Annotated in this window: 26 protein-coding genes; 15 read left to right on the plus strand and 11 right to left on the minus strand. The window is 71.9% G+C overall.

What is annotated here, in order from left to right; all coding sequences use genetic code 11:
* Nucleotides 1–272 precede the first annotated feature (272 nt).
* The gene (locus ACIPYQ_RS33880; RefSeq protein ID WP_401257892.1) at nt 273–704 is read left to right on the plus strand and encodes a hypothetical protein; all 432 of its coding nucleotides are present in this window, start codon (nt 273–275) and stop codon (nt 702–704) included.
* Here the strand turns inward: ACIPYQ_RS33880 and ACIPYQ_RS33885 are convergent.
* On the minus strand, nt 685–1,440 hold the full coding sequence (locus ACIPYQ_RS33885; protein WP_401257893.1) for a FadR/GntR family transcriptional regulator: 756 nt from the start codon (nt 1,438–1,440) through the stop codon (nt 685–687). The two genes, ACIPYQ_RS33880 and ACIPYQ_RS33885, sit on opposite strands and share 20 nt — an antisense overlap.
* 57 nt (nt 1,441–1,497) lie before the next feature.
* Here ACIPYQ_RS33885 and ACIPYQ_RS33890 point away from each other — a divergent pair, with 57 nt between their 5' ends.
* The 4 genes from ACIPYQ_RS33890 to ACIPYQ_RS33905 all read left to right on the plus strand — a co-directional run bounded on the left by ACIPYQ_RS33890 (nt 1,498) and on the right by ACIPYQ_RS33905 (nt 3,942).
* Complete coding sequence (locus ACIPYQ_RS33890) at nt 1,498–2,811, plus strand: CynX/NimT family MFS transporter (RefSeq protein ID WP_401257895.1); 1,314 nt, start codon at nt 1,498–1,500, stop codon at nt 2,809–2,811.
* A 5-nt stretch (nt 2,812–2,816) separates the two neighbouring features.
* Entirely contained in the window at nt 2,817–2,936 is a 120-nt protein-coding gene (locus ACIPYQ_RS33895) for an SGM_5486 family transporter-associated protein (protein ID WP_361757329.1), read from the plus strand.
* Between the two features lie 173 nt (nt 2,937–3,109).
* On the plus strand, nt 3,110–3,337 hold the full coding sequence (locus tag ACIPYQ_RS33900; protein WP_401257896.1) for a hypothetical protein: 228 nt from the start codon (nt 3,110–3,112) through the stop codon (nt 3,335–3,337).
* Nucleotides 3,338–3,420: 83 nt separating this feature from the next.
* Complete coding sequence (locus ACIPYQ_RS33905) at nt 3,421–3,942, plus strand: histidine phosphatase family protein (protein ID WP_361757335.1); 522 nt, start codon at nt 3,421–3,423, stop codon at nt 3,940–3,942.
* Between the two features lie 90 nt (nt 3,943–4,032).
* Here the strand turns inward: ACIPYQ_RS33905 and serB are convergent, their stop codons facing one another.
* Both serB and ACIPYQ_RS33915 read right to left on the minus strand, forming a co-directional pair.
* Nucleotides 4,033–5,232: a phosphoserine phosphatase SerB gene (serB, locus tag ACIPYQ_RS33910; RefSeq protein ID WP_401257897.1), complete on the minus strand. Its 1,200-nt coding sequence runs from the start codon at nt 5,230–5,232 to the stop codon at nt 4,033–4,035.
* 351 nt (nt 5,233–5,583) lie between these two features.
* Nucleotides 5,584–7,146: a streptophobe family protein gene (locus ACIPYQ_RS33915; protein ID WP_401257898.1), complete on the minus strand. Its 1,563-nt coding sequence runs from the start codon at nt 7,144–7,146 to the stop codon at nt 5,584–5,586.
* 253 nt (nt 7,147–7,399) lie between these two features.
* On the opposite strand from ACIPYQ_RS33915, the gene ACIPYQ_RS33920 reads away from it, so the two are divergent.
* A complete protein-coding gene (locus ACIPYQ_RS33920) occupies nt 7,400–9,943 on the plus strand; it encodes an FHA domain-containing protein (protein ID WP_401257930.1) in 2,544 nt (847 codons plus the stop codon).
* Between the two features lie 111 nt (nt 9,944–10,054).
* Here ACIPYQ_RS33920 and ACIPYQ_RS33925 read toward each other — a convergent pair whose 3' ends face one another.
* From ACIPYQ_RS33925 to ACIPYQ_RS33935, 3 genes are all read right to left on the minus strand, one after another.
* The gene (locus ACIPYQ_RS33925) at nt 10,055–10,711 is read right to left on the minus strand and encodes a transglycosylase SLT domain-containing protein (protein WP_401257899.1); all 657 of its coding nucleotides are present in this window, start codon (nt 10,709–10,711) and stop codon (nt 10,055–10,057) included.
* Nucleotides 10,712–10,993: 282 nt separating this feature from the next.
* Entirely contained in the window at nt 10,994–12,163 is a 1,170-nt protein-coding gene (locus tag ACIPYQ_RS33930; RefSeq protein WP_401257901.1) for an S-adenosylmethionine:tRNA ribosyltransferase-isomerase, read from the minus strand.
* A 2-nt stretch (nt 12,164–12,165) separates the two neighbouring features.
* Entirely contained in the window at nt 12,166–12,870 is a 705-nt protein-coding gene (locus ACIPYQ_RS33935; protein ID WP_401257903.1) for an SDR family NAD(P)-dependent oxidoreductase, read from the minus strand.
* A gap of 172 nt (nt 12,871–13,042) precedes the next feature.
* On the opposite strand from ACIPYQ_RS33935, the gene ACIPYQ_RS33940 reads away from it, so the two are divergent.
* The 3 genes from ACIPYQ_RS33940 (at nt 13,043) to ACIPYQ_RS33950 (ending at nt 15,253) form a co-directional block, all read left to right on the plus strand.
* A complete protein-coding gene (locus tag ACIPYQ_RS33940; protein WP_401257905.1) occupies nt 13,043–14,203 on the plus strand; it encodes a GAF domain-containing sensor histidine kinase in 1,161 nt (386 codons plus the stop codon).
* Nucleotides 14,196–14,858 carry a response regulator gene (locus ACIPYQ_RS33945; RefSeq protein WP_401257906.1) on the plus strand — a complete coding sequence of 221 codons (663 nt, stop codon included), beginning with the start codon at nt 14,196–14,198 and terminating at the stop codon, nt 14,856–14,858. The genes ACIPYQ_RS33940 and ACIPYQ_RS33945 overlap by 8 nt, the downstream gene beginning before the upstream one ends.
* Before the next feature lie 149 nt (nt 14,859–15,007).
* Nucleotides 15,008–15,253 carry a chaplin gene (locus tag ACIPYQ_RS33950; protein ID WP_361757396.1) on the plus strand — a complete coding sequence of 82 codons (246 nt, stop codon included), beginning with the start codon at nt 15,008–15,010 and terminating at the stop codon, nt 15,251–15,253.
* Nucleotides 15,254–15,687: 434 nt separating this feature from the next.
* On the opposite strand, the gene ACIPYQ_RS33955 is transcribed toward ACIPYQ_RS33950, so the two are convergent.
* Nucleotides 15,688–16,461, minus strand: coding sequence for a hypothetical protein (locus ACIPYQ_RS33955; RefSeq protein WP_361757359.1), 774 nt, complete (start codon nt 16,459–16,461; stop codon nt 15,688–15,690).
* A gap of 133 nt (nt 16,462–16,594) precedes the next feature.
* Between ACIPYQ_RS33955 and ACIPYQ_RS33960 the strand changes: the two genes are divergently transcribed.
* The 4 genes from ACIPYQ_RS33960 to ACIPYQ_RS33975 all read left to right on the plus strand — a co-directional run bounded on the left by ACIPYQ_RS33960 (nt 16,595) and on the right by ACIPYQ_RS33975 (nt 19,808).
* The gene (locus tag ACIPYQ_RS33960) at nt 16,595–17,398 is read left to right on the plus strand and encodes an ABC transporter ATP-binding protein (RefSeq protein ID WP_361757362.1); all 804 of its coding nucleotides are present in this window, start codon (nt 16,595–16,597) and stop codon (nt 17,396–17,398) included.
* Between the two features lie 51 nt (nt 17,399–17,449).
* Nucleotides 17,450–17,878: an NfeD family protein gene (locus ACIPYQ_RS33965; RefSeq protein WP_327413158.1), complete on the plus strand. Its 429-nt coding sequence runs from the start codon at nt 17,450–17,452 to the stop codon at nt 17,876–17,878.
* An 83-nt stretch (nt 17,879–17,961) separates the two neighbouring features.
* Entirely contained in the window at nt 17,962–18,948 is a 987-nt protein-coding gene (locus ACIPYQ_RS33970) for an SPFH domain-containing protein (protein WP_401257908.1), read from the plus strand.
* Between the two features lie 89 nt (nt 18,949–19,037).
* Nucleotides 19,038–19,808 carry a sulfite exporter TauE/SafE family protein gene (locus ACIPYQ_RS33975; RefSeq protein ID WP_361757369.1) on the plus strand — a complete coding sequence of 257 codons (771 nt, stop codon included), beginning with the start codon at nt 19,038–19,040 and terminating at the stop codon, nt 19,806–19,808.
* Nucleotides 19,809–19,867: 59 nt separating this feature from the next.
* On the opposite strand, the gene ACIPYQ_RS33980 is transcribed toward ACIPYQ_RS33975, so the two are convergent.
* Together ACIPYQ_RS33980 and ACIPYQ_RS33985 are read right to left on the minus strand one after the other, a co-directional pair.
* Nucleotides 19,868–20,371, minus strand: coding sequence for an HNH endonuclease (locus ACIPYQ_RS33980; protein WP_030717062.1), 504 nt, complete (start codon nt 20,369–20,371; stop codon nt 19,868–19,870).
* 149 nt (nt 20,372–20,520) lie between these two features.
* Complete coding sequence (locus tag ACIPYQ_RS33985; protein ID WP_401257910.1) at nt 20,521–21,054, minus strand: YbhB/YbcL family Raf kinase inhibitor-like protein; 534 nt, start codon at nt 21,052–21,054, stop codon at nt 20,521–20,523.
* 77 nt (nt 21,055–21,131) lie between these two features.
* On the opposite strand from ACIPYQ_RS33985, the gene ACIPYQ_RS33990 reads away from it, so the two are divergent.
* Nucleotides 21,132–24,662, plus strand: a complete 3,531-nt coding sequence (locus ACIPYQ_RS33990; RefSeq protein ID WP_401257911.1) for a LamG-like jellyroll fold domain-containing protein — start codon at nt 21,132–21,134, stop codon at nt 24,660–24,662.
* Between the two features lie 72 nt (nt 24,663–24,734).
* On the opposite strand, the gene ACIPYQ_RS33995 is transcribed toward ACIPYQ_RS33990, so the two are convergent.
* The gene (locus ACIPYQ_RS33995) at nt 24,735–25,517 is read right to left on the minus strand and encodes a sporulation protein (protein ID WP_361757379.1); all 783 of its coding nucleotides are present in this window, start codon (nt 25,515–25,517) and stop codon (nt 24,735–24,737) included.
* 114 nt (nt 25,518–25,631) lie between these two features.
* On the opposite strand from ACIPYQ_RS33995, the gene ACIPYQ_RS34000 reads away from it, so the two are divergent.
* A complete protein-coding gene (locus ACIPYQ_RS34000) occupies nt 25,632–26,273 on the plus strand; it encodes a DNA-3-methyladenine glycosylase (RefSeq protein ID WP_401257912.1) in 642 nt (213 codons plus the stop codon).
* Between the two features lie 172 nt (nt 26,274–26,445).
* Here ACIPYQ_RS34000 and ACIPYQ_RS34005 read toward each other — a convergent pair.
* Nucleotides 26,446–26,689: hypothetical protein (locus tag ACIPYQ_RS34005; protein WP_401257913.1), on the minus strand; the 244-nt coding region annotated here is incomplete at its 5' end.

The following is a 26,689-nucleotide window of genomic DNA, read 5'->3' on the forward strand; positions in this document are numbered from 1 at the left end:
GGTCCCCCTCCCCCCCGGGGGATTGGGGCCAGGGGGGGGGCGGCCGCCCGGGTGGGGGGCCCTCCCCCCGGGCCGGGCCCCCCCCCCCCGCGGGGGGGGGGCCGGGGCCCCCCCGGGGGGGGGGGGCCCGCCGCCGTTTCACGTGGTCAGGGGGCGTCGATCGCTCGTATGTTCACCGGCCGACCGGATCTTCCCAAGTCGAAAACCAGGGCAGATGCCTGCAAACTGGCCAGGCCGGGATCTTCCCGGCTCCTGCGGGGAGGAGGGTAGGAGTGCGAGCGAGGCCGAGCCGAACCGTATCGATGCTGGTCACCTCGGTGATCCTGACCGGACTCCTGGTCCCCGGAGCGGCCGCGCAGCCCGTGGGAGACGAATCGGCGCCCGGCCCCGAAGCGGTGGCCCCGGCCGTCGTCGAGCTCGACGAGATCCCCGCCGAGCCCCCCGCCCAGCCCTCGCGCCCCGCCGCGCGGGAACTCTTCGGAGCCGACTGCGACACCACGATCGAGGGCTCGCTGGTGACGGCGAACTGCCACAACTCCTACCCGGACACCGACCTGCTGCGGCTGCACGTCGAATGCGACCGCTGGTGGGACGTGGACGGCGACGGCGCCGCCGTTCCCGTCGGACCGGCCGGCCGGGTGGAGCTCACCGGCCGCTGCTGGAAAGAGGTCCGCTCGGCCTGGATCACCCACCAGCGGGCGTGAGCGGATCCCCGGCCCTGTCCGTGCTCCCGCCGCCTGCTCTCTCGCCGGCCCTGTCCGTGCCGTCCGTGCTCTTGCCGAGGCAGGCGAAGGGGTAGCCCGCCGCCTCCGAGGCCGCCGCGTCCCCGTCCCCGCGCCGGATCGCCTCGATCAGCCGCGCGTGGTCCAGATGGGCCGACGGATGCAGATCGGTGCCCACGTCAGCCCGCAGCCAGTCGGCCACCAGGTCGCCGAGGTCCGCGTACAGCCCGATCAGCACCTCGTTGTGCGAGGCCGTCACCACCGCCATGTGCAGGCTCACGTCCGCGGCCACGAAGACCTCCGCGTCCCCGCCCGCCCAGGCCTCCTCGCGGCGCGCCAGCAGCGCGTCCAGCTGTACGAGGTCCCGCTCGGTGCGCCGCTCCGCCGCCAGCCGGGCCGCCGAGGACTCCAGCGTCGAACGCAGCTCGGCGATGTGCCGCGGCTCGGCACCGGCGAACCGGCGGTGCATGACGCCGGCCAGCTCGCTGGTGGCGATGACGTACGTGCCCGAGCCCTGCCGGATGTCCAGGAGGCCGTTGTGCGCCAGCGCCCGCACGGCCTCGCGCACCGTGTTGCGGGCGACGCCGAGCAGCTCGACGAGCTCCGGCTCGGTCGGGATGCGGGCGCCGACCGGCCACTCGCCGGAGGTGATCTGGTTCCGCAGCTGGGCGATCACCTGATCGACGAGTTGGGAGCGCCGTGGCGACGTCAGCGGCATGGGTTCCTCTCAAGAGCGACTGGACAACCAATCATCCCATGATTCTATGATGGCGGGATGTCCGACGAAGAAATCCAGACGCTCGACCGGTCCGCCGGGAGCCGCCGGCCCGCGGGGCAGGCCGCCGCCGCCACCCCGCACGCGACGGCGCAGCCGACCTGGCTCGGCCCGGTGCTCATCGTCGGAATCGTGCTGGCCGCCCTCAACCTGCGGCCCGCCATCACCAGCCTCGGCGCCCTCTTCGAGGAGACCCGTACGGGTCTCGGCATGAGCGGCACCGTCGCCGGACTGATCACCTCCGTCCCCGCCCTCTGCTTCGCCGTCTTCGGCGTCACCGCGCCCCGGCTCTCCCGCCGCTTCGGCCCGGCCGCCGTCGTCTGCGCCGGCATGGCCGCCGTCGCCACCGGCCTGCTGATCCGCCCCTTCACGAGCGGGGCCGCGGGCTTCCTGGCCGCCAGCGCCCTCTCCCTGGCCGGCATAGCCCTCACCAACGTCCTGCTCCCGGTGATCGTCAAGCGCTACTTCCCGGACCGGGTCGGCACCATGACCGGCCTGTACTCCATGGCCCTGGCCGCGGGCACCTCGCTCGCCGCCGCCGCGACCGTCCCGCTGACCGGCGCCCTCGGCGGCAGCTGGCGCGCCGGCCTGCTGATCTGGGCCGTGCTCGCCCTGGTCGCCGTACTGCCCTGGCTGCCCGTCGCCCGCGCCTCCCGGCGCGCCGAGCGGGCCACGGCCGCGGCCGCCGCCGGCGCGGGTACCGCCGTACGGGCCGACGCCGGCCCGCGGGTCGTCCGCAGCCGCACCGCCTGGGCCCTCGCCTGCTACTTCGGCCTCCAGGCCACGGGCGCGTACATCACCATGGGCTGGCTCCCGCAGATCTTCCGCGACGCCGGGGTCTCCGCCTCCACCGCCGGCGTGCTGCTCGCCGTCACCATGGTCATGGGCGTCCCGCTCGCCTTCGTCATCCCGGGCCTCGCCGCCCGGATGAAGAACCAGGGCGCCATCGCCGCCGTCCTGGGCGCCTTCGGCCTCACCGGCTACCTCGGGCTCTACTTCGCCCCCGCCGCCGGAGCCTGGGCCTGGGCGCTCCTGCTCGGCATCTCCAACTGCGCGTTCCCCCTCGTCATCACCATGATCGGGCTGCGCGCCAAGTCCCCGGCCGGCGTGGTCAGGCTCTCCGCGTTCGCCCAGAGCACCGGCTACCTCATCTCCATCCCCGGCCCGCTCGTCATCGGCACCCTCTACCAGCACAGCGGCGGCTGGGACCTGCCGCTCGCCCTGATGGCGGGCCTGCTCGTGCCGCAGGTCGTGCTGGGAATCCTGGCGGGCCGGGACCGCACGATCGAGGACGAATGCGGCATGCGAGACTGACCGGCATGTCGCCCGTACTTGAACCGAACCCGCAGAACGGCCGCAAGAAGCTCGGCCTCGTGCTCGGCGCGATCCTCGGCATCACCGTGATCATCTCGGTGATCGCCACGATCGCCTCGCCCTGAGCCCTGAACCCTGAGTCCGGAACCCTGAGCCCCGAGGGTGGGGACAACCCCACCACCCCTAGGGGGTCAGGCTCAGGGTGAAGTGGGGTGTGCCCCGGATGGGAACGGCCGCACCGGATCCATAGATTCGTGAACAGCGAGCCAGTCCCGTCCGCACACCCACGGAGGCGGCCATGTCGGCCCCCACGCACACCCGGTCCCTCCCGTCCGTCACCGCCCCCCGGGCCCGCGCCACCGCCGGCGCGAGCGCCCGGCTGCACTGGTGGGCGCTGGCCCTGCCCGCCCTCGCCTTCGGCCTCCTGCTGATGCTCCTCGCCGGCTCCGGCGAGGCCCACGCCGCCACCGGCGAGGCCTCCTCCCTGGTCCAGGTCGCGGAGCAGCTCCTGCGCGCCGTCGGCTGACCTCCCGAGCGCCCCTCACCTCCCGGGGTGAGCCCCCTCAACACCCTGCGCCCCGTGGCTCCTTTCATGGGAAGCTGGGAGTCATGAGCGCCGACACACCCCGCAGGATCGCCCTCCTCCGGCACGCCAAGGCCGACTGGCCCGAGGTGTCCGACCACGACCGCCCGCTGGCGGAACGCGGCCGCAAGGACGCGCCGGCCGTCGGTCTGAAGCTCGCCGAGACCGGCATCGTCTTCGACCTGGCCCTCTGCTCCACCGCGGCCCGCACCCGAGAGACCTGGAAGCTCGCCGTCCAGGAGATGCCGCACCGGCCCAAGACCCACTACGAGGAGAGGCTCTACGACGCCTCGCTGGGCGAGCTCATCGCCCTGCTGAACGAGACCTCCGACGAGGTCTCCGACCTCCTCGTCATCGGCCACAACCCCGGCATGCACGCCCTCGCCGACGCCCTCTCCGGGCGTGCGGAGGGAGACACCCTCGCGAGGATGACCCGTACGGGATTCCCGACCGCGGCCCTCGCCGTCGTCTCCTTCACCGGATCGTGGAAGTCCGTGGAGCACGGGGTGGGCACCCTGCTCGACTACTGGACCCCCAAGGGGCACTGACGGCCCCGACCGGCCGCGTACGCGCGAACGGGCCCCGGCAGCCGCATCGGCAGCCGGGGCCCGTCCGCATCCCGTTTCGTGTCCCGGTGGTCAGGCCAGATCGGCGGCCTCGACCTCCTCGCGGGTGATCCCGAGCAGGTACAGCACCGCGTCCAGGAAGGGCACGTTCACCGCCGTGTGCGCGGCCTCGCGGACCACCGGCTTGGCGTTGAAGGCCACGCCGAGCCCGGCCGCGTTCAGCATGTCCAGGTCGTTGGCCCCGTCGCCGATGGCCACCGTCTGGGCCAGCGGCACCCCGGCCTCGGCGGCGAAGCGCCGCAGCAGCCGGGCCTTGCCCGCCCGGTCCACGATCTCGCCGGTGACCTTGCCCGTCAGCTTCCCGTCGACGATCTCCAGCGTGTTGGCGGAGGCGAAGTCCAGCCCCAGCCGCTCCCGCAGATCGTCCGTGACCTGGGTGAACCCGCCCGAGACCACGCCCACCTGGTAGCCGAGCCGCTTGAGCGTACGGATCAGGGTCCGGGCACCCGGGGTCAGCTGCACCTCGGTGCGGACCTTCTCCACGACGGAGGCGTCCAGGCCCGCCAGCAGCGCCACCCGGGCGTGCAGCGACTGCTCGAAGTCCAGCTCGCCGCGCATGGCCCGCTCGGTGACCTCGGCGACCTCCGCCTCGCATCCGGCGTGCGCGGCGAACAGCTCGATGACCTCGTCCTGGATGAGGGTCGAGTCCACGTCCATGACGACCAGGCGCTGGGCCCGGCGGTGCAGTCCGGCCGAGACCACGGCCACGTCCACGCCGATGTGGACGGAGGCGGTGGCCAGGGCGGTGCGCAGCGGCTCGGTCTCGACTCCGGAGACGGCGAACTCCACCGCCGTCACGGGGTACTTGGCCAGGCGGAAGATACGGTCGATGTTGCCGCCGGTCTCGGTGATCCGGGCGGCGATGGCGGCCGTGGACTCGGCGGTGAGCGGGTGCCCGAGCACGGTGACATGGGAGCGGCCGCTGCCGCGCGGCCGGTTGTCACCGGTGCCGGAGAGGATCTCGGCCTGCATCTTGAGGGACTCGGCCCAGCTGTGGACGGTGGCCCGCAGGTCGCCTTCGGCGCCGCCGGCGGGCTTGGTGACGAGGGCGCACAGGACGATGCGGCCACGGGTGACGACCTGCTCGATGTCGACGACATCGACGGAGTAGGCGGCGAGGGTGTCGAACAGCCCGGCGGTGATCCCGGGACGGTCCTTGCCGAAGATCTTGACGAGGAGGGTGGGGACGTCGGAGGTCTGCGATGCGCTCATGGTGCCCTCACCGTATCTTCCCGACCCCGCCCCCAGGACCCCCGTCCCACGTCTTGAACCCCGCGCCCCGATCACCGGCGAGGCTCCAAGACCGGGGCTCCGCCCCGAACCCCGGTCCTCAATCGCCGGACGGGCTGAAAGACCGCCTCAAACGCCGGCGGGGCTGGATTTTTCAGCCCCGCCGGCGTTTGAGGCGCGGGGTCTGGGGCGGAGCCCCAGGTCTTTCAGCCCCGCCGGCGTTTGAGTGGGGGTCCCCCCGGACGAAGTCTGGGGGAGGGTCCGGGCAGCGCCCGGGGAAACGGAGAAAGGGCGGGGCGGGGAGAGGCTCCGCGCAGCGGCCCTGCGCGAGCCTCACCGCGGCGGCGCCGGAGGCTTCGGCGGGGGAGGCGGGGCTCCCGGCGGCGGAGGCGGGGTGAAGGGCTCCCGGCGCGGCGGCTTCGGCGGCCTGGGAGACCACGGCGGGACGCCGGTCACCGTCACGTCCCACGAGCCGTCCGCCTCCCCGCCCGACCCGCCCCGCGGGCCCCGCGGACCCCGCGGCCCGTAGATGCCCCCGGGGTACCCGGCCGTCGGCGCCTCCGGATCGGGCCACCCCCGGTCGGGCCACCCCGGCGCGGCGGGCCCCGGCGCACCGGCCCCGCCCGGCAGGGCTCCCCGGCGTCGGGGCGCCAGGACCGCACCCGCCGCCCCGGCCCCCGCCCCCCACACCGCCCCCAGCAGGAGAGCGAGCGGCACGGACCCCCGCAGTTCCACCCCGGCGTCCACCGCGTCCACCCCCAGCACCGCCAACGACGCGTCCGCCGACAGCCCCGTCAGCCACACCAGCCCCGCCAGGGCCACCGCCGTCACCGCCGACAGCCGCGCCGCGCACCCGAGCACCCCGCGCCCCGGGCCGCGCACGGGAGTCCGTACGGCCGCCAGCACGCCCGCGGAGAGCAGCAGCAGGGCCACCCCCACGACCAGCAGCCAGACCCGGGCGTCGTACTCCGCGAGGCGCGCCACCGTCACCGGCTGCTGCACGGACCCGGCCAGCAGGTCGTCCAGCGGATCGGGCAGCAGCCGGGCCGGCTCCCCCTCGGCCCGGCCGCGCACCGGGACGAACAGCCCCAGCAGCACCCCCAGCCAGCTCCCGTTCGGTGCCCCCAGCAGCGCGGCCCCGACGACCCGCCGCGGATGGGCGTCGTCCAGTGCCGCCCACACCGCCGCGGCCAGTCCGGCCGCCACCGCGACCAGCAGCATCACCACCACCGCCGAGGCGGCCGGGCGGATCCGGGCGAGCGCGGCCGGCCCGCGCCGCGAGACCAACAGGGCCACCGCCAGCACGCCGAGCGCCCACAGCCCCGCGCCCAGCAGCGTCGGCCCGGTCTCCACCGAGAACCCGATCCGGGTCCGCGTCTCGATCAGGTCCCCGATGCGGTCCGGGAGCAGCCCGCCGATGTCCCCGATCCCCGGGATCTCCACCCTCGCCGGGGTCTTGGGCAGCATCGTCCCGTCGAGGGTGACCACGTCGTGCCCGGCCCACGCCAGTCCGCCCGCCGTCGCGACGAACAGCGCCGTGAGCACGAGGACCCGGGCGGCCGTCTCACCGGGGCCGGCCCCGGCCCGTAGCGAGCGTACGAACACGCACCCCAGCACCAACGCCCCGGCCAGCGCCACTCCCAACGGCATGACGTCCAGGGAGGTTTCGGCACCCGCCCCGACCGTTCCGAAAACCGAGACGTCACCGGAGGGGGCCACGGTTCCACCGACCGCGAGGACCACCACGGCGGCCGTCATCGCCCCGAGCGACCCTCCCGCGGCGTCGGCGCCCAGCAGGTGCAGCCCCAGCCCGGCCACCCCCGCCATCACGATCAGGCACCAGCCCACGGCGGCGACCGCGGACACGAGCACGTCTCCCCAACGAATGCGGCGCATGCGGTGAACCCCCGATGCCTACCGAGCGGTACGCGAGGGGACCTCCGGGCGAGAAGTCCCGTATCTCACTCTCCGGGTGACTTTCGACCCCGTCAACGGGCAGTCGTAGACGCCCCGGCAAGGCCCGGATTCCACATACGGCTGTGGGCCTGAAATAGTTCCCCCGGATGTTCGCCATCCCTAGACTCCCTGACGTCATGGGGGATTCTCGGGGGACTTAAGTGGGGCTGGAGTGCCGGAACTCGTACTGGAATTGAATGGAAGGACCTGGACGCTCGATCCGTCCAGGTCGTACTCGCTGGGGCGTGATCCCCAGGGAGACGTGGTGATCGACGACGCGCGGGTGTCGTGGCGGCATGCCACGATCGCCTGGAACGGCCAGAGTTGGGGCATCGAGGACCACGGCAGCACCAACGGCACCTACGTGCACGGGGCGCGGGTCCAGCAGACCCCGCTCGTGCCCGGCACGCCGGTCCACCTGGGCAACGCGACCGACGGCCCGCGGCTGAATCTGAGCGCCGCCGCCGCGCCGCAGCCGGCCGTGGCCCAGCAGGCCCCGGCCCAGCAGGCCCCGGCGTACGCCCAGCCGCAGGCCCCGGCCCAGCAGGCCCCGGCGTACGCCCAGCCGCAGGCCCCGGCGTACCAGGCCCCGCAGCAGCCCCAGCAGCAGGCCTGGGCGCAGCAGCAGGCTCCGTACCAACAGCAGCCGCAGGCGCACCTCCCGCACCAGCAGGGCGGCGGCGCGCCCCACCCGGCTCAGGGCGGGGCCCCGGCCTACGGCGACCGCAGCCCGACGACGTTCCACCAGCTCTCGATGGGCCACGTCATGCGGATCGGCCGTGCGCTGGAGAACGAGCTGGTGGTCTCCGACCTCCAGGTCTCCCGCCACCACGCCGAGTTCCGCTCGATGCCCGGCGGCCGCTTCGAGATCCACGACCTCGGCAGCCACAACGGCACCTACGTCAACGGCCAGCCGCTGGCCAAGTCCGGCACCGCGCTGCTCGGCCCGAACGACATCGTCGGCGTCGGCCACTCGACGTTCCGGATCGTCGGCGACCGCCTCGAGGAGTTCGTCGACACCGGCGAGGTCTCCTTCTCGGCCCGCCACCTCACGGTCACCGTCGACGGCGGCAAGCAGATCCTGAAGGACGTCACCTTCGGCGTCCCGGAGAAGTCGCTGATCGGCGTCATCGGCCCCTCCGGCTCCGGCAAGTCCACCCTGCTCAAGGCGCTGACCGGTTACCGGCCCGCCGACCAGGGCGACGTCCTGTACGACAACCGCAACCTGTACAAGCAGTTCGCGGAGCTCCGCCAGCGCATCGGCCTGGTCCCGCAGGACGACATCCTGCACAAGGAGCTGAAGGTCAGCACCGCCCTCAAGTACGCGGCCAAGCTCCGCTTCCCCGGCGACACCGCCGAGTCCGAGCGCGCCGCCCGCATCGACGAGGTGCTGCGCGAGCTCAAGCTCGACATCCACAAGGACAAGAAGATCACCGCGCTCTCCGGTGGTCAGCGCAAGCGCGTGTCCGTGGCCCTGGAGCTGCTCACCAAGCCCTCGCTGATCTTCCTGGACGAGCCGACCTCCGGCCTCGACCCGGGCATGGACCGCGACGTCATGCAGCTGCTGCGCGGCCTCGCCGACGACGGCCGCACGGTCCTCGTCGTCACCCACTCGGTCGCCGAGCTGGCCATCTGCGACAAGCTGCTGGTCATGGCCCCGGGCGGTTCGGTCGCGTACTTCGGCCCGCCGGACGAGGCGCTGAACTTCTTCGGCTACACCACGTGGGCGGACGTCTTCTCGGCCTTCGAGAACTACCGCGACTACGACTGGGCCGGCCGCTGGAAGGGCTCGCAGCACTACCAGCTGTACGCCGCCGACATCGACGCGGTCGCCCCGCAGTCCGTCGCGATGCCGTCGCCGCAGCAGATGATGCCGCCCAAGCCGCAGGGCTGGGGCTCGCAGCTGTGGACGCTGATCCGCCGCTACGTCTCGGTGATCGCCTCCGACAAGGGCTTCATCGGCCTGATGCTGATCCTGCCCGCGGTCCTCGGCGTGGTCTCCACGGTCATCCCCGCGACCTTCGGCCTCGCGCCGCCGAAGCCGCCGTCCCAGTTCAACGGCGACGCCGGCACGATCATGCTGATCCTCGCGGTCGGCATGTGCTTCTCGGGCGCCGCCAACTCGGTCCGTGAGCTGATCAAGGAACGCGTCATCTACGAGCGTGAGCGCGCGACCGGCCTGTCCCGGTCGGCGTACCTCATGTCGAAGGTGATCGTCCTCGGCGTCATCACGGCCATCCAGGGCGTGATCATCTGCGGGATCGGCTTCTTCCCGCGCGATCTGCCCGCCGAGGGCCTGCTGATGCCGCCGGCCGTCGAGCTCTGCCTGTCGGTCATCGCGCTCGGCTTCACCTCGATGATGTTCGGCCTGGTGATCTCCTCGCTGGTGAAGACCGCCGAGAAGACCATGCCGCTGCTGGTCATGTTCGCGATCGTCCAGGTCGTCTTCACCGGCATCCTCTTCCAGGTCTACGACTCGCCGGGCCTGGAGCAGTTCGCCTGGCTGATGCCGTCCCGCTGGGCCGTCGCCGCCGCCGGCACCACGCTGAACCTCGGCAAGCTCATGCCGCCGTGGGACCGCGACAACCCGACCAACACCGACCCGCTCTGGGACGCCACGGTCGGCCAGTGGAGCCTGAACATCACCGTCCTGCTGCTCCTCGGCATCGCCTGCGGCTTCCTGGTGCAGCGCCTGCTGCGCCGCCACGAGCCCGAGGTCATGCGCGCCGGCAAGTAGCCCGCGGCGGGACCCGTACGCGGGGCCCGTACGCACGAAACGCCTCAGGGCGGCACCCGGAAGTCCGGGTGCCGCCCTGAGGCGCGTGGGGGGACGGGATCCGCCAGTGGCCTAGTAGGCGCTGTTGACGTTGTCCATCGAGCCGTAGCGGTCGGCCGCGTAGTTGCAGGCGGCGACGATGTTGGCGACCGGGTCGTACTGGTCGAACTTGGTGCCCTTGACGTGGTACGCCTTGAAGGTCGGGTAGATGACCTGGAGCAGACCCTTGCTGGGGATGCCGTTCTGGGCGTTGATGTCCCAGTTGTTGATCGCCATCGGGTTACCGCTGGACTCGCGCATGATGTTCTTGTGGATTCCGGCGTAGGTACCCGGAATGCCCTCCTTCTTCATGATGAAGAGGGCTTCCTTGATCCAGCCGTCCAGGTTGTTCGCGAAGACGGGGGTGCGGGCGGCGGAGCGGCTCGCGGCCTCCTTCTGCGCGCGGGCCTTCTTCGCGGCGGCCTCGGCCTTGGCCTTCTCCGCGTCCTTGGCCTTCTTGTCGGCGACGACCTGCTGCGCGGAGAGGTGCTGCTGCACGGCCTGCGTCTGCGCGGCGTCGACGACCTTGGTCCAGGCGACGGGAGCGGCGTTGACCGTCCCGGCCTCGGCGGTGTCGGCCGGGACGAGGGAGAAGGCGAGCGCGGCGGCACTGAACGTGGCGACGCCGGCAATGGACAGCTTGTGTGCCTTCGTCAGACGACTGTGACCGGGGGTGCGGGAAGCAGACATGGCGGGGCAACCTCTTCGAATAGCGGGAGTCGCAGGAAGGCGCTTTGTGGATCCGGGGATCCGCGGTGCTGTGCGACGGGAGCAATTCTTAGCGGCGGCAAAATCCTGTGGCAAAGGTGTGACGTACGATCCCGCTTAGTGGATCACGCACGGGCGCCGAGGCCGGAAGTGCGGCCTCGGCGCTACGCGCGCCCGTGCTGACAGGACCTTTACCTGTCCACTAGGGAGCTTCGTAAGTGATGTGGGTCCTATGTGCGGGCTCACATCGGGCACGTTACGGTCTCACCGTGCGTTGCTGGAGCAATTCAACCCGTCACGGTTCTCATCCTTGAGTAGCAGATGGACGTCCCCGAACTCGTGCCAAAGGCAGAGACGGGCCAGCGCCTCGGCATACCCGAGCCGTACGGCGGCCCGCCCCGCGACCGCTTCCAGCATCAGCAGGTGGGACGCCTCGGGCTCGTGCAGCCCGGTCAGCAGCCCGTCCACCACCCGAACCCCGCGCTCCGGCGTCACCACCAGGTCGGTCCACCCGCCGGCCGGGCGCACCACCCCGCGGGCGTCCGCGGCCGACTCCAGGGCCCGCACCGCCGTGGTCCCCACCGCGATCACCCTCCCTCCCGTCGCCCGGCCACCACCCCTCATCGAGGCGCTGCGCGCCGCCCCTTCCGGTTGGGTCGCCCGCGCGGCGTTCACCAGCCAGGCCGTGGTCGCCGGCACCTCGTACCGCTCCGGGTACGGCGGCTCGTGCGCCTCCTGCGAGGCCACCCCCGTGTGCAGGGTCAGCGGGGCGAACTGCACCCCCCGGCTCACCAGCCGCGCCACCAGCTCCGCCGTGAAGGGCCGCCCCGCACTCGGCATCTCCGCCGAGCCCGAGCCGTCGGCGGCCGGCACCGCGAACACCGTCTGGTAGGCCGACAGCGGCTGGTCCCGCTCCGTGTACCCGTACCGGATCGGCCGCCCGTACGCCCGCAGCAGCGCCGGTACGCCGTCCCCCTCCCGTACGGGCCGCGCCCACCACAGCCGGTCCGCCCCCGCCGCCAGCGGCTCCTCCAGTACGAGGGCCCGCCCGCCCGGCAGCTCCACCACCGCCCCCGGGGGACCCCCGGCGCGGGGCCGCGTCGTCCCCCTGCCCGCCGGGGCGCGCAGCTCCACCGCCCAGCGGCCGTCGTCGCCCCGGGTCGAGAAGTGCACGACCAGCTCCTCGCCGCCGAGCCGGGCGTCCACGGCGGCCGCCAGCGTCGTCGACGTGTTCACCACCAGGACGTCCCCGGCCCGCAGCAGCTCCGGCAGCTCGCGGAAGGCACGCAGCGACACCTCCCCGCCCGCCCCGGACACCAGCAGCCGCACCGCGTCCCGCCCGAGCCCCGGACCCCGCTGCTCGGCCGGAACCCGGGCCAGCAGCTCCGGCGGAATGTCCGGTATATACAGTCCCCCTTCCCGGAGCCGCCCCACACTCACCCCGCACCTGCCGACAGGGCATCGGCCGTGTAGCGCCCGCTCGGCAGGCCCTCCGCCACCAGCCGCAGCAGCGCCGGGGCCACCTCCTCCGGCGTCGCCAGCGCCGTCAGGTCCTCCCCGGGCTCGGCCGCCGCCATCATCCGCGTCCGCATCGAGCCCGGGTCCGCCCACCACACCCGCAGCCCCGGCTCCTCCACCGCCAGCACGCCCGACAGCAGATCCCCCGCCGCCTTGGTCGCCCCGTACGCACCCCACGTCGCGTACGCCACCACCGCCGCGTCCGAGCTGATGTTCAGCACCGCCCCGGCCTCCGCCGCCCGCAGCAGCGGCAGCGCCTCCTGGACCAGCCCCAGCGCCCCCACCACATTGACCTCGAACGCCTCGCGCAGCCCGTCCAGCGGATGCACCGCCAGCGGAACCAGAGGCTCCGCACCCAGCACCCCCGCGTTGTTCACCAGCAGGTCCAGCCCGCCCAGCCCCCGCGCCGCCGTCACCAGCGCCGCCCGGTGCTCCCCCGAGGACACGTCCCCGGCCACCGGCACCACGTGTACGCCTCCCGGCCGCTCCAGCGCGGCCGCCGCCTCCTCCAGCGCCGCCGCCCCCCGTGCACTCAGCACCAGGTCCCAGCCCCGCGCCGCCAGCTCCCCGGCCAGTGCCCGGCCGAGCCCCCTGGACGCCCCCGTCACGATCGCCACCGACATGACAGCTCCTCGCCCTCTTCCGTCCCGATCAGCAGATGCCCCCAACCTAGGAAGGGCCCGCCCGGCGCCGCGTCGGCCGCGGGCCCCACCCGCACAGGTCCCTTGGACCTACGTCCATCGGGGGATGCCCCGGCCCGATCCCGCAGGTCACGGCCGCGGGTACGGTGAGGCCATGACCGCAAGCCCCCTACCGGGCGGACCCCGCAGCGGCCTGGCCGCGGTGAGCACCGCGCTGCTCGCCATGAGCCGCCGCCTGGAGGTCCGTGACGTCCTGCGCACGATCGTCGCGTCGGCCCGCGAGCTCCTGGACGCCGAGTACGCGGCCCTGGGCGTCCCGGACGACCACGGCGGCTTCGCCCAGTTCGTCGTGGACGGCATCAGCGCGGAACAGTGGCGCCGCATCGGCCCGCTGCCCCGCCAGCACGGCATCCTCGCCGCGATGCTCCACGAGGACGGCCCCCAGCGGCTGGCCGACGTACGCGAGGACCCCCGCTTCGAGGGCTGGCCCGCCGCCCACCCCGACATGTCCGACTTCCTCGGCATGCCGGTCCGGGACGGCGAGGAGACCCTCGCCGCGATCTTCCTCGCGAACAAGCGGAGCGCCCCGGGCCGGCCGTGCGGCTTCACCGACGAGGACCAGGAGCTCCTCTCCCTCCTCGCCCAGCACGCGGCCATCGCCCTCACCAACGCCCGCCTCTACGAGCGCAGCCGCGAGCTCACCATCGCCGAGGAGCGCTCCCGGCTCGCCCACGAGCTGCACGACGCCGTCAGCCAGAAGCTCTTCTCGCTCCGGCTCACCGCCCAGGCCGCCGCCGCCCTCGTCGACCGCGATCCGGCCCGCGCCAAGGACGAGCTCCAGCAGGTGGCCGCCCTGGCCGCGGAGGCCGCCGACGAACTGCGCGCCGCCGTGACCGAGCTCCGCCCCGCCGCACTGGACGAGGACGGACTGGTCGCCACCCTGCGCACGCACGTCCACGTACTCGACCGTGCACACACCGCGCACGTCACCTTCACCTGTGACGGCGTACGGGCCCTCCCCGCGACCCAGGAGGAAGCGGTCCTCCGCGTCGCCCAGGAGGCCCTCCACAACGCCCTGCGCCACTCCGGCGGCGACCGCGTCGAGGTCGCCCTCACCCGGACCCCCGCCGGCGGCGCCGTCCTCAAGGTCGTCGACTCCGGCAAGGGCTTCGACCCCCGGTTCGTCCGCCGGGCGGGCCGTCACCTGGGCCTGGTCTCCATGCGGGACCGCGCCGACGGCGTCGGCGGCCGGCTCACCGTGCACTCGGAGCCCGGTCAGGGCACGACCATCGAGATGGAGGTACCCGGTGGCTGACAGCCCCGGCCGCGGCGGCAGCCGCGTTCGCGTCCTGCTGGTCGACGACCACCAGGTGGTCCGGCGCGGCCTGCGCACCTTCCTGGAGGTCCAGGAGGACATCGAGGTCGTCGGCGAGGCCTCCGACGGCGAGGAGGGCATCGCCCGCGCCGAGGAACTGCGGCCCGACGTGATCCTCATGGACATCAAGATGCCGGGCACCGACGGGATCGAGGCACTGCGCAGGCTGCGCGAGCTGGCGAACCCGGCGCGGGTGCTGATCGTCACCAGCTTCACGGAGCAGCGGACCGTGGTCCCCGCCCTGCGGGCCGGCGCCGCGGGATACGTCTACAAGGACATCGACCCGGACGCCCTGGCCGGAGCCATCCGCTCCGTCCACGCGGGCCACGTGCTGCTCCAGCCGGAGGTGGCGGTGGCCCTGCTCTCCCAGGAGGACCAGAGCCCCTCGGCGGGCCGGCCCGGCTCGCTGACCGACCGCGAGCGCGAGGTGCTCGGCCTGATCGCGGACGGCCGCTCCAACCGCGAGATCGCCCGCGCGCTGGTGCTGTCGGAGAAGACGGTCAAGACCCACGTCTCGAACATCCTGATGAAGTTGGACCTTTCCGACCGGACTCAGGCCGCATTGTGGGCGGTCAGGCACGGACTCGCCGAATAAGCGACGTAAATCGGACCGTCTGCTTCCGGACTGAGATTCATACGGTCGGGTGTATGTCGCCCACATGGCGTATCCCCACCGCGGGGGCGGCCGTTCTCCATGGCGTGCCGCGACGGCTGGTCGCGGCAGACGTACTGGAGGACGAGAACGTGAAGAACTTCAAGAAGGCCGCAGCCGTCACCATGATCGCGGGCGGCCTCCTGGCCGCCGGCGCCGGTGTCTCCTCGGCGCACGGCGGTGCGTCGGCGGAGGGCGAGGCCCTGAACTCGCCCGGCGTGGCCTCCGGGAACCTGCTCCAGGTCCCGGTCCACGTCCCCGTGAACGTGGTCGGCAACACGGTCAACGTGATCGGCCTGCTCAACCCCGCCTTCGGCAACACCGGAGTCAATTCTTGATGCACCCCTCGCACTGCTCCGCAGGCTTCGGGCCGCTGCGCCGGACTCCGTCCGTCGGTCGGCTCGGGCCCGCGTAGCAGCGCGCACACACCACGGCCCCGCTTCCCCCCTCTCCCCGGGAAGCGGGGCCGCGGCACGTCTGCATCTGACGCAGCCCTCGCACTGCTCCGCAGGCTTCGGGCCGCTGCGCCGGACTCCGTCCGCCGGCGGCTCGGGCCTGCTCGGCACGGAACCGGCTCCGCCTGGCACATCCAGCCCCTCCGGCGTTTGAGGAGCGGGGTGCGGGGCGGAGCCCCGGGTCTTTCGGCCGCGCCAACGTCCGAGGCGCGGGGTTGCGGGGTCCGGGTCGGAGCCCGGGCTCTTTCAGCCTTGCCGGCGTTTGAGGCGCGGGGTCTGGGGCGGAGCCCCAGGAGCCCCGGCGCAGCCGGCCCGGCCTAGCCCCCCTCGACGGCCGAGTTGTACGCCGCGACCAGCGCCCGCCGCGCCACCCGCTCCACCGGCCGCAACGCCTCCGCCCGCGCCGCCATCTCCGAGGCGGCCACCGCACCCCCGTGCCCGTTCTCGTACGCCAGCGACACCATCAGGTCCACCCGCTGCGCCAGCGCCAGCACCCGCACCGCCCGCGCCGGATACCCCGGCGCCAGCGCGTCCCGCCCCGCCTCCGCCCGCGCCCGGTACGCCGACAGCGCCGCCTCCGCCACCGGCCCCGACCCGGCCACGTCCAGCCGGGTCAGCGCCACCGTGGCCTCGCGCAGCGCCTCCGCCAGCTCCCGCTCCGCCTCGCTCAGCGACGGCACGTCGGCCGGCGGCGCCTCCCGTACCGGCAGGCAGTGCCAGGTCACCGACACGTGCACATCACCCTCGGGCCCCACCTCGTCGACCTCGGGTACGAGCCCCAGCGCGGCCCCCGCGCACACCACGGCCTCCTCGGCCTCCAGCGCCCGCGCATTGAACTCCGGCGGCCCGCTCAGCCCCAGCGGATGCCCCGGCGCCGGCAGCGCCACCCGCAGCCCCGTCACCCCCAGCGCCCGCATCCGGCCGAGCGCCAGGGTGAGCCCCACCGGACCCGACTCGCCCGGCAGCCCCTCCACCCGGTGCACGGCGTCCTCGCCCACGATCGACAAAACGGCCTCGTCGGGCGAGACCAGACCGGCCAGCAGTGCGTTCCCCCAGGCGGCCAGCCGCCCTGAACGTGGTTCGAAAAGCATCCCCCCACTTTACGGATCGGACCCGGCACCGGGCCCCGGCCCCGGACCCCTCTCCGAGTGGCGTAGGTTTTCCCCTGGGGCTGCGTCTACCGGCGCACAGAGAACCGTGACTGCAAGGGGTGACAACACGCTCATGAGCGATGTTCTGGAGCTGGTGGACGTATCCGTGGTCCGCGAGGGCCGGGCTCTGGTGGACCAGGTCTCCTGGTCGGTGAAGGAGGGCGAGCGCTGGGTGATCCTCGGCCCCAACGGCGCCGGCAAGACCACACTGCTGAACCTCGCCTCCAGCTACCTCTACCCCACCAAGGGCACCGCCACCATCCTCGGCGGCACCCTCGGCAAGCCCGGCACCGACGTGTTCGAGCTGCGCCCCCGCATCGGCATCGCCGGCATCGCGATGGCCGACAAGCTGCCCAAGCGGCAGACCGTCCTGGAGACCGTCCTCACCGCCGCCTACGGCATGACGGCGACCTGGCAGGAGGAGTACGAGGAGATCGACGAGCAGCGCGCCCGCGCCTTCCTCGACCGCCTCGGCATGACCGAGTACCTCGACCGGAGGTTCGGCACCCTCTCCGAGGGCGAGCGCAAGCGCACGCTGATCGCCCGCGCCCTGATGACCGACCCCGAGCTGCTGCTCCTCGACGAGCCCGCCGCCGGCCTGGACCTCGGCGGCCGCGAGGACCTCGTACGCCGCCTCGGCCGGCTCGCCCGCGACCCGCTCGCCCCCTCCATGGTCATGGTCACGCACCACGTCGAGGAGATCGCCCCCGGCTTCACCCACGTCCTGATGATCCGTCAGGGCAAGGTCGTCACGGCGGGCCCCATCGACCTCGAACTCACCTCCCGCAACCTCTCGCTCTGCTTCGGCCTCCCCCTGGTCGTCGAGCGCAACGGGAGCGACCGCTGGACCGCCCAGGGCCTTCCCCTGGGTCAGTAACGGCCCCCCGCACCCTGTCCGGACCGCGCCCGCCGGACCTACCATGACCATGTGGACATCGACGCATGGGTGTGGTGGCTCATCGGCGCGGTCGGACTGGGCATCCCCCTCGTCCTGACGGCGATGCCGGAGTTCGGCATGTTCGCCGTCGGCGCCGTGGCGGCCTCCGTCACCGCGGCCCTCGGCGGGGGAGTGGTGGCACAGGTCCTGGTCTTCGTGATCGTGTCGGTCGCGCTCATCGCCGTCGTCCGGCCCATCGCCAACCGGCACCGCGACCAGCGCCCCCAACACCGCAGCGGCATCGACGCGTTGAGGGGCAGAACGGCCGTCGTCCTCGAACGGGTCGACGGCAGCGGAGGACGCATCAAGCTCGCCGGCGAGATCTGGTCGGCGCGCACCCTCGACACGGACACCAGTTTCGAACCGGGCCAGTCCGTGGACGTCGTGGAGATCGACGGGGCGACCGCCGTCGTGATGTGACAAGCAGCCTGCTCGCAGCCCGCGGGTCTGCGAGACTCCGCTCAACGGGGCAGCACAGACAGCCGGAAGGGCACGGGAACCGCATGCAACCGATCATCATCGTCCTGATCATTCTGGTGGTTCTGGTCTTCATCGCACTGGTCAAGACGATCCAGGTGATCCCGCAGGCCAGCGCCGCCATCGTCGAGCGGTTCGGCCGCTACACCCGCACGCTCAACGCGGGCCTCAACATCGTCGTCCCGTTCATCGACTCGATCCGCAACCGCATCGACCTCCGCGAACAGGTCGTCCCCTTCCCGCCGCAGCCGGTCATCACCCAGGACAACCTGGTCGTCAACATCGACACGGTCATCTACTACCAGGTGACCGACGCCCGGGCCGCGACGTACGAAGTGGCCAGCTACATCCAGGCCATCGAGCAGCTCACCGTCACCACGCTGCGCAACATCATCGGCGGCATGGACCTGGAGCGGACCCTCACCTCCCGCGAGGAGATCAACGCCGCCCTGCGCGGGGTCCTCGACGAGGCCACCGGCAAGTGGGGCATCCGCGTCAACCGCGTCGAGCTCAAGGCCATCGAGCCGCCGACCTCCATCCAGGACTCGATGGAGAAGCAGATGCGCGCCGACCGCGACAAGCGCGCCGCGATCCTCCAGGCCGAGGGTGTCCGGCAGTCCGAGATCCTGCGCGCCGAAGGTGAGAAGCAGTCCTCCATCCTCCGCGCCGAGGGTGACGCCAAGGCCGCCGCACTGCGCGCCGAGGGTGAGGCCCAGGCCATCCGTACGGTGTTCGAGTCCATCCACGCCGGCGACGCCGACCAGAAGCTCCTCGCCTACCAGTACCTCCAGATGCTCCCGAAGATCGCCGAGGGCGATGCCAACAAGCTCTGGATCGTGCCGAGCGAGATCGGCGACGCCCTCAAGGGCCTCTCCGGTGCCATGGGCAACTTCGGCCCCATGGGCGGCGGTTCCGGCTTCAACCCGCAGAACGCGGGCAAGGACGGCGGCGGCATCCCCTCCGCACGGGACAAGGACGCCGCGGAGCGCCGCGAACAGCCCCCGCTCGACTGAACGGCCATCCCCTCCTGCATGATCGGTGAGGCCCCTCGACCTTCATGGCGGGGAGGCGACTCACTCATGCAAAGGGGATGGCACCGTCCATGTCCATCTGGGAATCACTCGCTGTCTTCGCCGCCGGCATCGGCGCGGGCACGATCAACACCATCGTCGGCTCCGGCACCCTGATCACCTTCCCGGTGCTGCTGGCCACCGGCCTTCCGCCGGTGACCGCCAACGTGTCCAACACCCTGGGCCTGGTGCCCGGTTCGATCAGCGGAGCCATCGGCTACCGCAAGGAGCTCCAGGGCCAGCGGGCCCGCATCCTGCGGCTGGGCTCCGTATCCCTCGTCGGCGGACTCGCGGGCGCGGTCCTGCTCCTCACCCTGCCGTCGGACTCCTTCGACACGATCGTGCCCGTCCTCATCGCACTCGCGCTCGTGCTCGTCATCCTCCAGCCGAGGCTCGCGGCGGCCCTGCGCCGCCGGCAGGAAGCCGCCGGAGGCGACACGGGCCACCCCGACGGCGGCCCGGTCCTGCTCGGCGGCATGCTGGTCTCCAGCGCGTACGGAGGCTACTTCGGAGCCGCCCAGGGCGTGCTCTACCTCGGCCTGATGGGCCTGCTGCTCCGCGAGGACCTGCAACGGATCAACGCCGTCAAGAACGTCATCGCCGCCCTGGTGAACGGCGTCGCGGCCGTCGTCTTCCTCTTCGTCGCCGACTTCGACTGGACGGCCGTCCTCCTCATCGCCGTCGGCTCCACCATCGGCGGCCAGATCGGCGCCAAGGTCGGCCGCAGGCTCTCGCCGACCGTCCTGCGCGGGGTCATCGTGACGGTCGGCGTCCTCGCCATCGTCCAGCTGCTGGTCCGCTGAGCGGCGTAGAAAACCTACGCCGCTCAGCGCGCGCGACTACCCGGCGAGCGGGTATCCGACTAGGCGGAGCGCTCCAGCCACTCCGGCAGGGCCTCCCGCGCGCCCACCCCCAGGGCCAGCAGCATCGCGTCCGCCGGAGACGGTACGAAGGGCTTCCGGAGGAGCGGCATCCCCGCCTCCTCCGGAGTCCGGGCCGCCTTGCGGTGGTTGTCCTCGGCGCAGGAGGCCACCGTGTTCAGCCACGTGTCCCCGCCCCCCTGGGCCCGGGGCAGTACGTGGTCCACGGTCGTCGCGCGTTTCCCGCAGTACGCGCATCGGTGCTGGTCCCGGACCAGCACCCCCCTCCGCGACCAGGGAGCATGTCTTCGGAAGGGCACCCGTACGTACCTGCAGAGCCTGATCACCCGGGGCATCGGAAGATCCATGGTGGCGGCGCGCACGCGCAGTTCGGGATGCGACTGTTCGACGACGGCCTTGTCCTGCAGTACCAGGACGACAGCCCGGTTCAGGGTCACCGTCGACAGCGGCTCGAAGCTCGCATTCAGCACCAGCGTGTCCCGCATCTCGCCCACCTCCCGTGTGCAGGCCCGCGACCACACCGGCGGCTGGGCCCGCAACCACTCTGGCCGCGCGCGCCACGCGGGACAACGCAATAAAAATGCCCGGTCCCGGCCTTCTTTAGACCAGGACCGGGCAAACGCTCGGAGAACGATCAGCGGGCGGGCGACTCGTACTGGGCGATCAGCTGAGCCCGCCCGAGGGCGTGGAACCGCAGATGGAAACCGACCGACGCCGGGGACGAGTCCTCGTCCGGGCCGAGCTGCTCCCGGTCCACCGCGTACACGGTGAACACGTAGCGGTGCCGCTCACCGCGCGGCGGAGCCGCCCCGCCGAAGTCCCTCGTGCCGTAGTCGTTCCGCGCGTGCAAGGCCCCCTCCGGCAGCCCCGGGAAGGATCCGCTGCCCGCCCCGGCCGGCAGCTCCGTCACCGACACCGGCAGGTCGAAGAGCACCCAGTGCCAGAACCCGCTGCCCGTGGGCGCGTCCGGGTCGAAGCAGGTCACGGCGAAGCTCTTCGTTCCCTCGGGGAAGCCCTCCCACCGCAGCTGCGGCGAGATGTTCTTCCCCGTGAGGACCTGGGCCGCGTGCAGATCGGCTCCATCGGAGACGTCCTCGCTGGTCACCGTGAACTGGTGGACCTCGGGGTGGAAATCATGCGGGAGCGGCGGCCTCTTCGGCTCGGACACGGCGGACTCCTCCTGGAGTGATCGACAAACTTCCACTCCGGAGCCTAGGGCTTTCGCCGGTCGTTTACTTTGACCCGATGCGAAGATCAAGAACTCTGGGGGCCGGACTCGCCGCAACCCTCCTGGCCGGCATGGCCACCGCCGTGGTCGCACCGCCCGCCGGCGCGAGCGGCACCGAAATCACCACGAGCGGCCAGATACTCTTCCGGTCCGGCGCGGCCGGCTACGGCTGCTTCCGCATACCCACCATCGTCAAGACCAAGAAGGGCAGCCTGCTCGCCTTCGCCGAGGCGCGCACCTCCCCTTCGTGCGCGGACCGCGGCGACATCGACATCGTCGTCCGCCGCTCGACCAACGACGGCGCCACCTGGGGCCCCGTCCGCGTCGTCACCTCCGGCGACGGCACCGACCCGGACGCGCCCCACACCCGGGGCAATCCGTCACCCGTGGTGGACATCCTGGACACCGGCCGGATCTCCCTGCTCTCCACCGGTGAAGCCGCCATCCCCACGCCCGGCGAGACCCGCACGGCGTACGCCCAGGAAAGCCTCGACGACGGACTGACGTTCTCCGCCCCGAAGAAGGTCGACCGCTTCGAGAACGGAAGCCCGTCGGGCTGGTTCGGCACCGGACCCGCCCACGGCATCCAGCTCACCGCGGAGAACGGCGCCCACAAGGGCCGCCTCGTCGTCGGCGCCTACGAGGACTCTCCGCAGGGCCGGCTCGCCGGATACCTCTACAGCGACACCGGGGGCGCCGACTGGCACCCCCACGCGACCACCGGGACCCCGGGCGGGACCGACAAGCCCAAGCCCGGCGAAGCCACCGTGGCCGAGCTCGCCGACGGAAGCGTCTACGTCGGGGCACGCAACGAAACGCTGCCGAAGGTGGTGCGGCCCGACAAGAGCGAGTACGACCAACCACAGCCACGCACCTACGCCATCACCCGCGGGACGTCCACGACCACCCCGGCCCAGTCCACGACCGACCTGACGACACCCAGCGTCCAGGCATCCGTCCTCACCCTCGAAAAGACCTACGAGGCGAAGAGCCGCGACCTGATGGTGCTCACGGCGCCCACGGGACGACCGCCGGGGACCGAAGGCCCGGACGACCGGGGCAACCCGAACGACCGCTACAACCTGAAGATCCACTACTCCACGGACGAGGGGAAGAGCTGGAAGGCGGGCGCCACGCTCAAGACCGGCCGGGCCGGCTACTCCGACCTCGTCGAACTCGACAACGGCCGCCTCGCCCTCGTCCACGAAGGCGGGCTGCCGGGGACGCCGGGCAAGGCCGACGGCGAATGGTCGTCGGCCAACATCTGCTTCCGGTCCCTCGACCCCACCACCCTCGGCCTCCCGCACCACCCCGAGCTGAAGGCGAAGCCCGCCTTCACCCCCCGGCCCGCCGGCCGCACCAGCCCGGACGGCACCCCGCAGGCCAACGACGCCTACCTCGCGGGGAACGCCACCCTGGAACGCGGCACCTGGGGCAAGCGCCTGCGACTGGCGGAGGACGGGGACCACGCCGAGGTCCCGTACAGCCGGTCCATCGTTCCGGGCGACGACGGCAAGCTGACGCTGTCCCTCGAATTCAGCCACACCGCGACCAAGACCACCGACCCCGACCGGACCATCCTGTGGGCCTACGGCATGGGCCCCGGCCGACCCCAGATCTGGATCCGCGCCAACCCGGAGAAAAACCGCATCTGGGCAAGGGTGTTCGGAACCGACGGCATGACCGACATCGAGGTTCCGCAGCCGCCCGAGAACAAGGACGGGGTGGCCTTCGGCGACGGCAAGCCACACCGGCTCGCCCTCGTCCGCGACGGCGGCACGATCACCCTCCGGGTCGACGACGCGAAGACCGACCGGACCGGCCAGGTCCTCGGCCGGCTCGCCGACGGACAGCCCGACGCCTTCAACGGCATCCGACTGGGCGCCCGGCCGGGCAGCTACCTGGAGACGCTGAAGGGCACCATCGACGAGTTCCGCGTCCACCGCGCGGCACTCGACGACACCCAGCTCGACGCCCTCTTCACCCACAACGACCCGGGGCCGGGAGCACCCGCCGCCGACGCCTGGCTGCCCTTCCAGGTCGCCGACACGGCCGAGGCCCCCGGCATGACCCCCGTGGCCATCATGGACGACGTATCGGGCCACGGCGCCGACGCCTCCGTCCTCGGCGCCACCCACGAAAGCTTCCCCGGATCCGACGTCGGCCGCATCGACAAGTCGTCGCTCAAGGTCTCGGGCAAGCACCCCGGGCTGCAGGTTCCGTACGTCCCCACCCTTGACGTCGGCGCGGACGACTTCACGTACACCCTGTGGTTCAGGCATTCCACGAAGCTCACCACGCCCCAGAGACTGCTCGGCGCGTACGGAAACGCGGACAACACCCCTTCCCTGTGGGCCCGTGTCGAACGCGTGGGCAGCGACTACCAGGTCAAGGCCTACGCCGAGACCGACCCGGACACCGTCGTCATCCTGACCCAGCCCCTCACCGCCACCGCCGACGGCTGGCAGCTGCTCACCCTCCGGAGGCACGCCGGACAGTTCTCGCTCGGTGTGAACAGCACGTTCAGGTCCGCCGCCATCACCGGTTCGTTCACCCGGCAGGGCACCGCCCCGTTCGGGCTGCGCGTCGGGTCGAAGCAGGGCGTCACCACCGCCCTGGACGTGCTCGACGGCGGAGCCGTGGACGACGTCCGCCTCTACCACCGGGCCCTCTCCAACGGCCCCGGGGGAGAGATCGCGAACATCGCGAAGCCCAAGGGCGAGAACTCCTACCCCAAGGACCGTCCGGCCCTGCGGTGGTCCATGGAGATCGGCAACACCCAGATCCACAACGTGATGCGCCCCGCCCCGCAGGCCGGCGCACAGTCCACCCCCGACCACTCCGTCCACCACAACAACGCCGCGGTGGCCGGCGGGAGCCCCGTCGCGGGCAAGCACGGCAGCGCCCTCCGGCTCGACGGCAGCACCGGCTCCGTCAGCCTCCCGTACACGAGCTCCAAGGCACTCGGCCAGGGCGACTTCACCCTCGCCACCTGGCTCAAGTACGACCCCACCGCCACCACCGGCAACCAGGTGATCGCCTGGGCCTACGGCGACGGCACCACCGAACGCAGCCTCCTGCTGCGCGCCGAACCCGGCGAACAGAAGATCGTCGCCGTCATGCAGACCGACCTCGCCACCTCGGTGACACAGGTGGCGGACACACCCTTCCGCACCCACCCCGGTGAGTGGCACCACCTGGTCCTCATGCGCACCGGCAACACGCTCACCCTGACCCTCACCCCGTACGACACCGAGAAGTCACCGGTCCTCAGCGCCGGGACCCCGGCCCGGGGCTCCCTCACCCACAGCGACAACTTCGGGGTTCTGGGGCTCCACCTGGGCAGCCGGCCGCCCGGCCCCGGCACGGACCAGTACGGCCCGGCCCGGCTCAGCGGCTCCCTGGACGACTTCCGCCTCTACCGCCGGCACCTGACCACGGGCGAGCTGAACGGCCTCCGCGCGAACACGCTGCCCGCAACGGACCCGAGCCCCGCCGTACACCTCGCCTTCGACACCCTCGCCGCCGGGAACTACGCCCGCATGTAGCCACACGGGCAACCACGGAAAGGGGAGGGGCCGGGCCGCCACGGCGACCCGGCCCCTCCACGTCCCGACAGGTCAGAACCAGTTGCGCTGCGAGCCCACCGAAGCGATCCACTGGTTCAGGTACGCCGCCCAGTCCGTGTTCTGGTACGACTGCAGACCCACCTGGAAGCAGCGGTAGGTGTCGCTGCCCTCGCTGAACAGACCCGGCTTCTTGTCCATCTCCAGAACGACGTCCATCTCCCGGCCGTCCGAGATGAAGGTCAGCTCGACCTGGTTCAGCCCGCGGTACTGCGACGGCGGCAGGAACTCGATCTCCTGGTAGAACGGCAGCGACTGCCGCGTCCCGCGGATGTGCCCGCGCTCCATGTCCGCGCTGCGGAAGGAGAAGCCGAGCTGACGGAACGCGTCGAGGATCGCCTGCTGCGCCGGCACCGGGTGCACGTTGATCGGGTCGAGGTCACCCGCGTCCACCGCGCGCGCGATCTCCAGCTCGGTGCTCACCCCGATGTTCATCCCGTGCAGGTGCTGACCCCCGAAGTGGGTGATCGGCGTCTCCCACGGGATCTCCAGCCCGAACGGCACCACATGCAGCGCGCCGGCCTCCACCTTGAAGGCACCGCCGAGACGCTGCTTCGTGAAGACCACGTCCTGCTTGTACTCCTGGTCACCACCCTCGACCTCGACCCGCGCCTGCAGCCCGACGGACAGCCCCTCGATCTGCTGCTCCACGGATCCGCCCTGGATCCGGACCTCGCCCTGGACGATTCCGCCCGGCACGACGTTCGGCTCGGTGATGATCGTGTCCACCGAGGCACCACCGGCACCCAGGCTCGCGAACAGCTTCCTGAACCCCATGCTCAAACTCCCTGATACGGATCTAAGGACTGGCACTACGCCGCGCCTACCCCTTACCAACGCGGAACCTTAGGCCCCGGTTGCAGGTGTGCGCGTTCCACTAGGCTCGACCGGATGAGCGCGCGCCCCGACCGTACGCCCCTGTCCCGGTCCTTCTTCGACCGGCCGGTCCTCATCGTGGCCCCGGACCTCCTCGGCCGCACCCTGGTGCGCCGTACCCCGGACGGCCCCATCGAACTGCGCATCACGGAGGTGGAGGCGTACGAGGGGGAGTCCGATCCCGGCTCACACGCCTACCGCGGCCGCACGGCCCGGAACGCATCGATGTTCGGCCCGCCCGGACACGCGTACGTCTACTTCATCTACGGCATGTGGTTCAGCCTCAACCTCGTGTGCGGCCCACCGGACCACGCGAGCGGGGTCCTGATCCGAGCCGGGGAGATCACGGCGGGCGCCGACCTCGCCGCCAAACGTCGACTTTCAGCCAGAAACCCGAGAGAACTGGCCAAAGGCCCGGCCCGTCTGGCCACCGCCCTGGAGGTGGACCGCTCCCTCGACGGAACCGACCTCTGTGCGGGTCCCGATTCCCCCTTGTCCCTCCTCGCCGGCATCCCCACCTCGCCCGACCTGGTGAGCAGCGGCCCGCGCACGGGAGTCGGCGGAGCCGGCGCCGCTCACCCGTACCGCTTCTGGATCACCCAGGACCCGACGGTGAGCCCGTACCGCGCCCACGCGCCACGCCGCCGCTCAACTTGACTCGACCCGGCCACACGCCTAACGTAGCCCGAGCCGCTTGAACGGGGCACTGCCATCAGCAGACCTCCGGAGCGGCCAACCCACTACCTACGACTTACCCCTGGCGGGGTCCCATTCGGCATGCCCGAATTCCCTCGCCGGCCACTCGATTATGAATGGCAAGGGACAAGCGCTAATGTGGTGGAGCGCCGAAAGGCAAAGACCCCCAACGGTCACCGAATTCAAATCCAAGTCGGAAACGACAACGGAAATGATCTGGTAGAGTTGGAAGCGCAAGAACAGAACGAAAGCCCGGAGGAAAGCCCCAGCGAATGTAGCTGCGGGTGAGTACAAAGGAAGCGTCCGTTCCTTGAGAACTCAACAGCGTGCCAAAAATCAACGCCAGAAGTTGATACCCCGTCCACTTCGGTGGATGA

This window comes from Streptomyces sp. NPDC090045, assembly GCF_044747975.1.
GTDB lineage: Bacteria > Actinomycetota > Actinomycetes > Streptomycetales > Streptomycetaceae > Streptomyces.

Excerpts from the sequence above, each read along its gene's own strand:
- ACIPYQ_RS33940 (WP_401257905.1), top strand. The coding sequence starts at position 13,043 with ATGACCGCAAGCCCCCTACCGGGCGGACCCCGCAGCGGCCTGGCCGCG.
- ACIPYQ_RS33905 (WP_361757335.1), top strand. The coding sequence starts at position 3,421 with ATGAGCGCCGACACACCCCGCAGGATCGCCCTCCTCCGGCACGCCAAG.
- ACIPYQ_RS33975 (WP_361757369.1), top strand. The coding sequence starts at position 19,038 with ATGTCCATCTGGGAATCACTCGCTGTCTTCGCCGCCGGCATCGGCGCG.
- ACIPYQ_RS33980 (WP_030717062.1), bottom strand. The coding sequence starts at position 20,371 with ATGCGGGACACGCTGGTGCTGAATGCGAGCTTCGAGCCGCTGTCGACG.
- ACIPYQ_RS33970 (WP_401257908.1), top strand. The coding sequence starts at position 17,962 with ATGCAACCGATCATCATCGTCCTGATCATTCTGGTGGTTCTGGTCTTC.
- ACIPYQ_RS33900 (WP_401257896.1), top strand. The coding sequence starts at position 3,110 with ATGTCGGCCCCCACGCACACCCGGTCCCTCCCGTCCGTCACCGCCCCC.
- ACIPYQ_RS33955 (WP_361757359.1), bottom strand. The coding sequence starts at position 16,461 with ATGCTTTTCGAACCACGTTCAGGGCGGCTGGCCGCCTGGGGGAACGCA.
- ACIPYQ_RS33935 (WP_401257903.1), bottom strand. The coding sequence starts at position 12,870 with ATGTCGGTGGCGATCGTGACGGGGGCGTCCAGGGGGCTCGGCCGGGCA.
- ACIPYQ_RS33890 (WP_401257895.1), top strand. The coding sequence starts at position 1,498 with ATGTCCGACGAAGAAATCCAGACGCTCGACCGGTCCGCCGGGAGCCGC.
- ACIPYQ_RS34000 (WP_401257912.1), top strand. The coding sequence starts at position 25,632 with ATGAGCGCGCGCCCCGACCGTACGCCCCTGTCCCGGTCCTTCTTCGAC.
- ACIPYQ_RS33925 (WP_401257899.1), bottom strand. The coding sequence starts at position 10,711 with ATGTCTGCTTCCCGCACCCCCGGTCACAGTCGTCTGACGAAGGCACAC.
- ACIPYQ_RS33915 (WP_401257898.1), bottom strand. The coding sequence starts at position 7,146 with ATGCGCCGCATTCGTTGGGGAGACGTGCTCGTGTCCGCGGTCGCCGCC.
- ACIPYQ_RS33990 (WP_401257911.1), top strand. The coding sequence starts at position 21,132 with ATGCGAAGATCAAGAACTCTGGGGGCCGGACTCGCCGCAACCCTCCTG.
- ACIPYQ_RS33995 (WP_361757379.1), bottom strand. The coding sequence starts at position 25,517 with ATGGGGTTCAGGAAGCTGTTCGCGAGCCTGGGTGCCGGTGGTGCCTCG.
- ACIPYQ_RS33960 (WP_361757362.1), top strand. The coding sequence starts at position 16,595 with ATGAGCGATGTTCTGGAGCTGGTGGACGTATCCGTGGTCCGCGAGGGC.
- serB (WP_401257897.1), bottom strand. The coding sequence starts at position 5,232 with ATGAGCGCATCGCAGACCTCCGACGTCCCCACCCTCCTCGTCAAGATC.
- ACIPYQ_RS33885 (WP_401257893.1), bottom strand. The coding sequence starts at position 1,440 with ATGCCGCTGACGTCGCCACGGCGCTCCCAACTCGTCGATCAGGTGATC.
- ACIPYQ_RS33895 (WP_361757329.1), top strand. The coding sequence starts at position 2,817 with ATGTCGCCCGTACTTGAACCGAACCCGCAGAACGGCCGCAAGAAGCTC.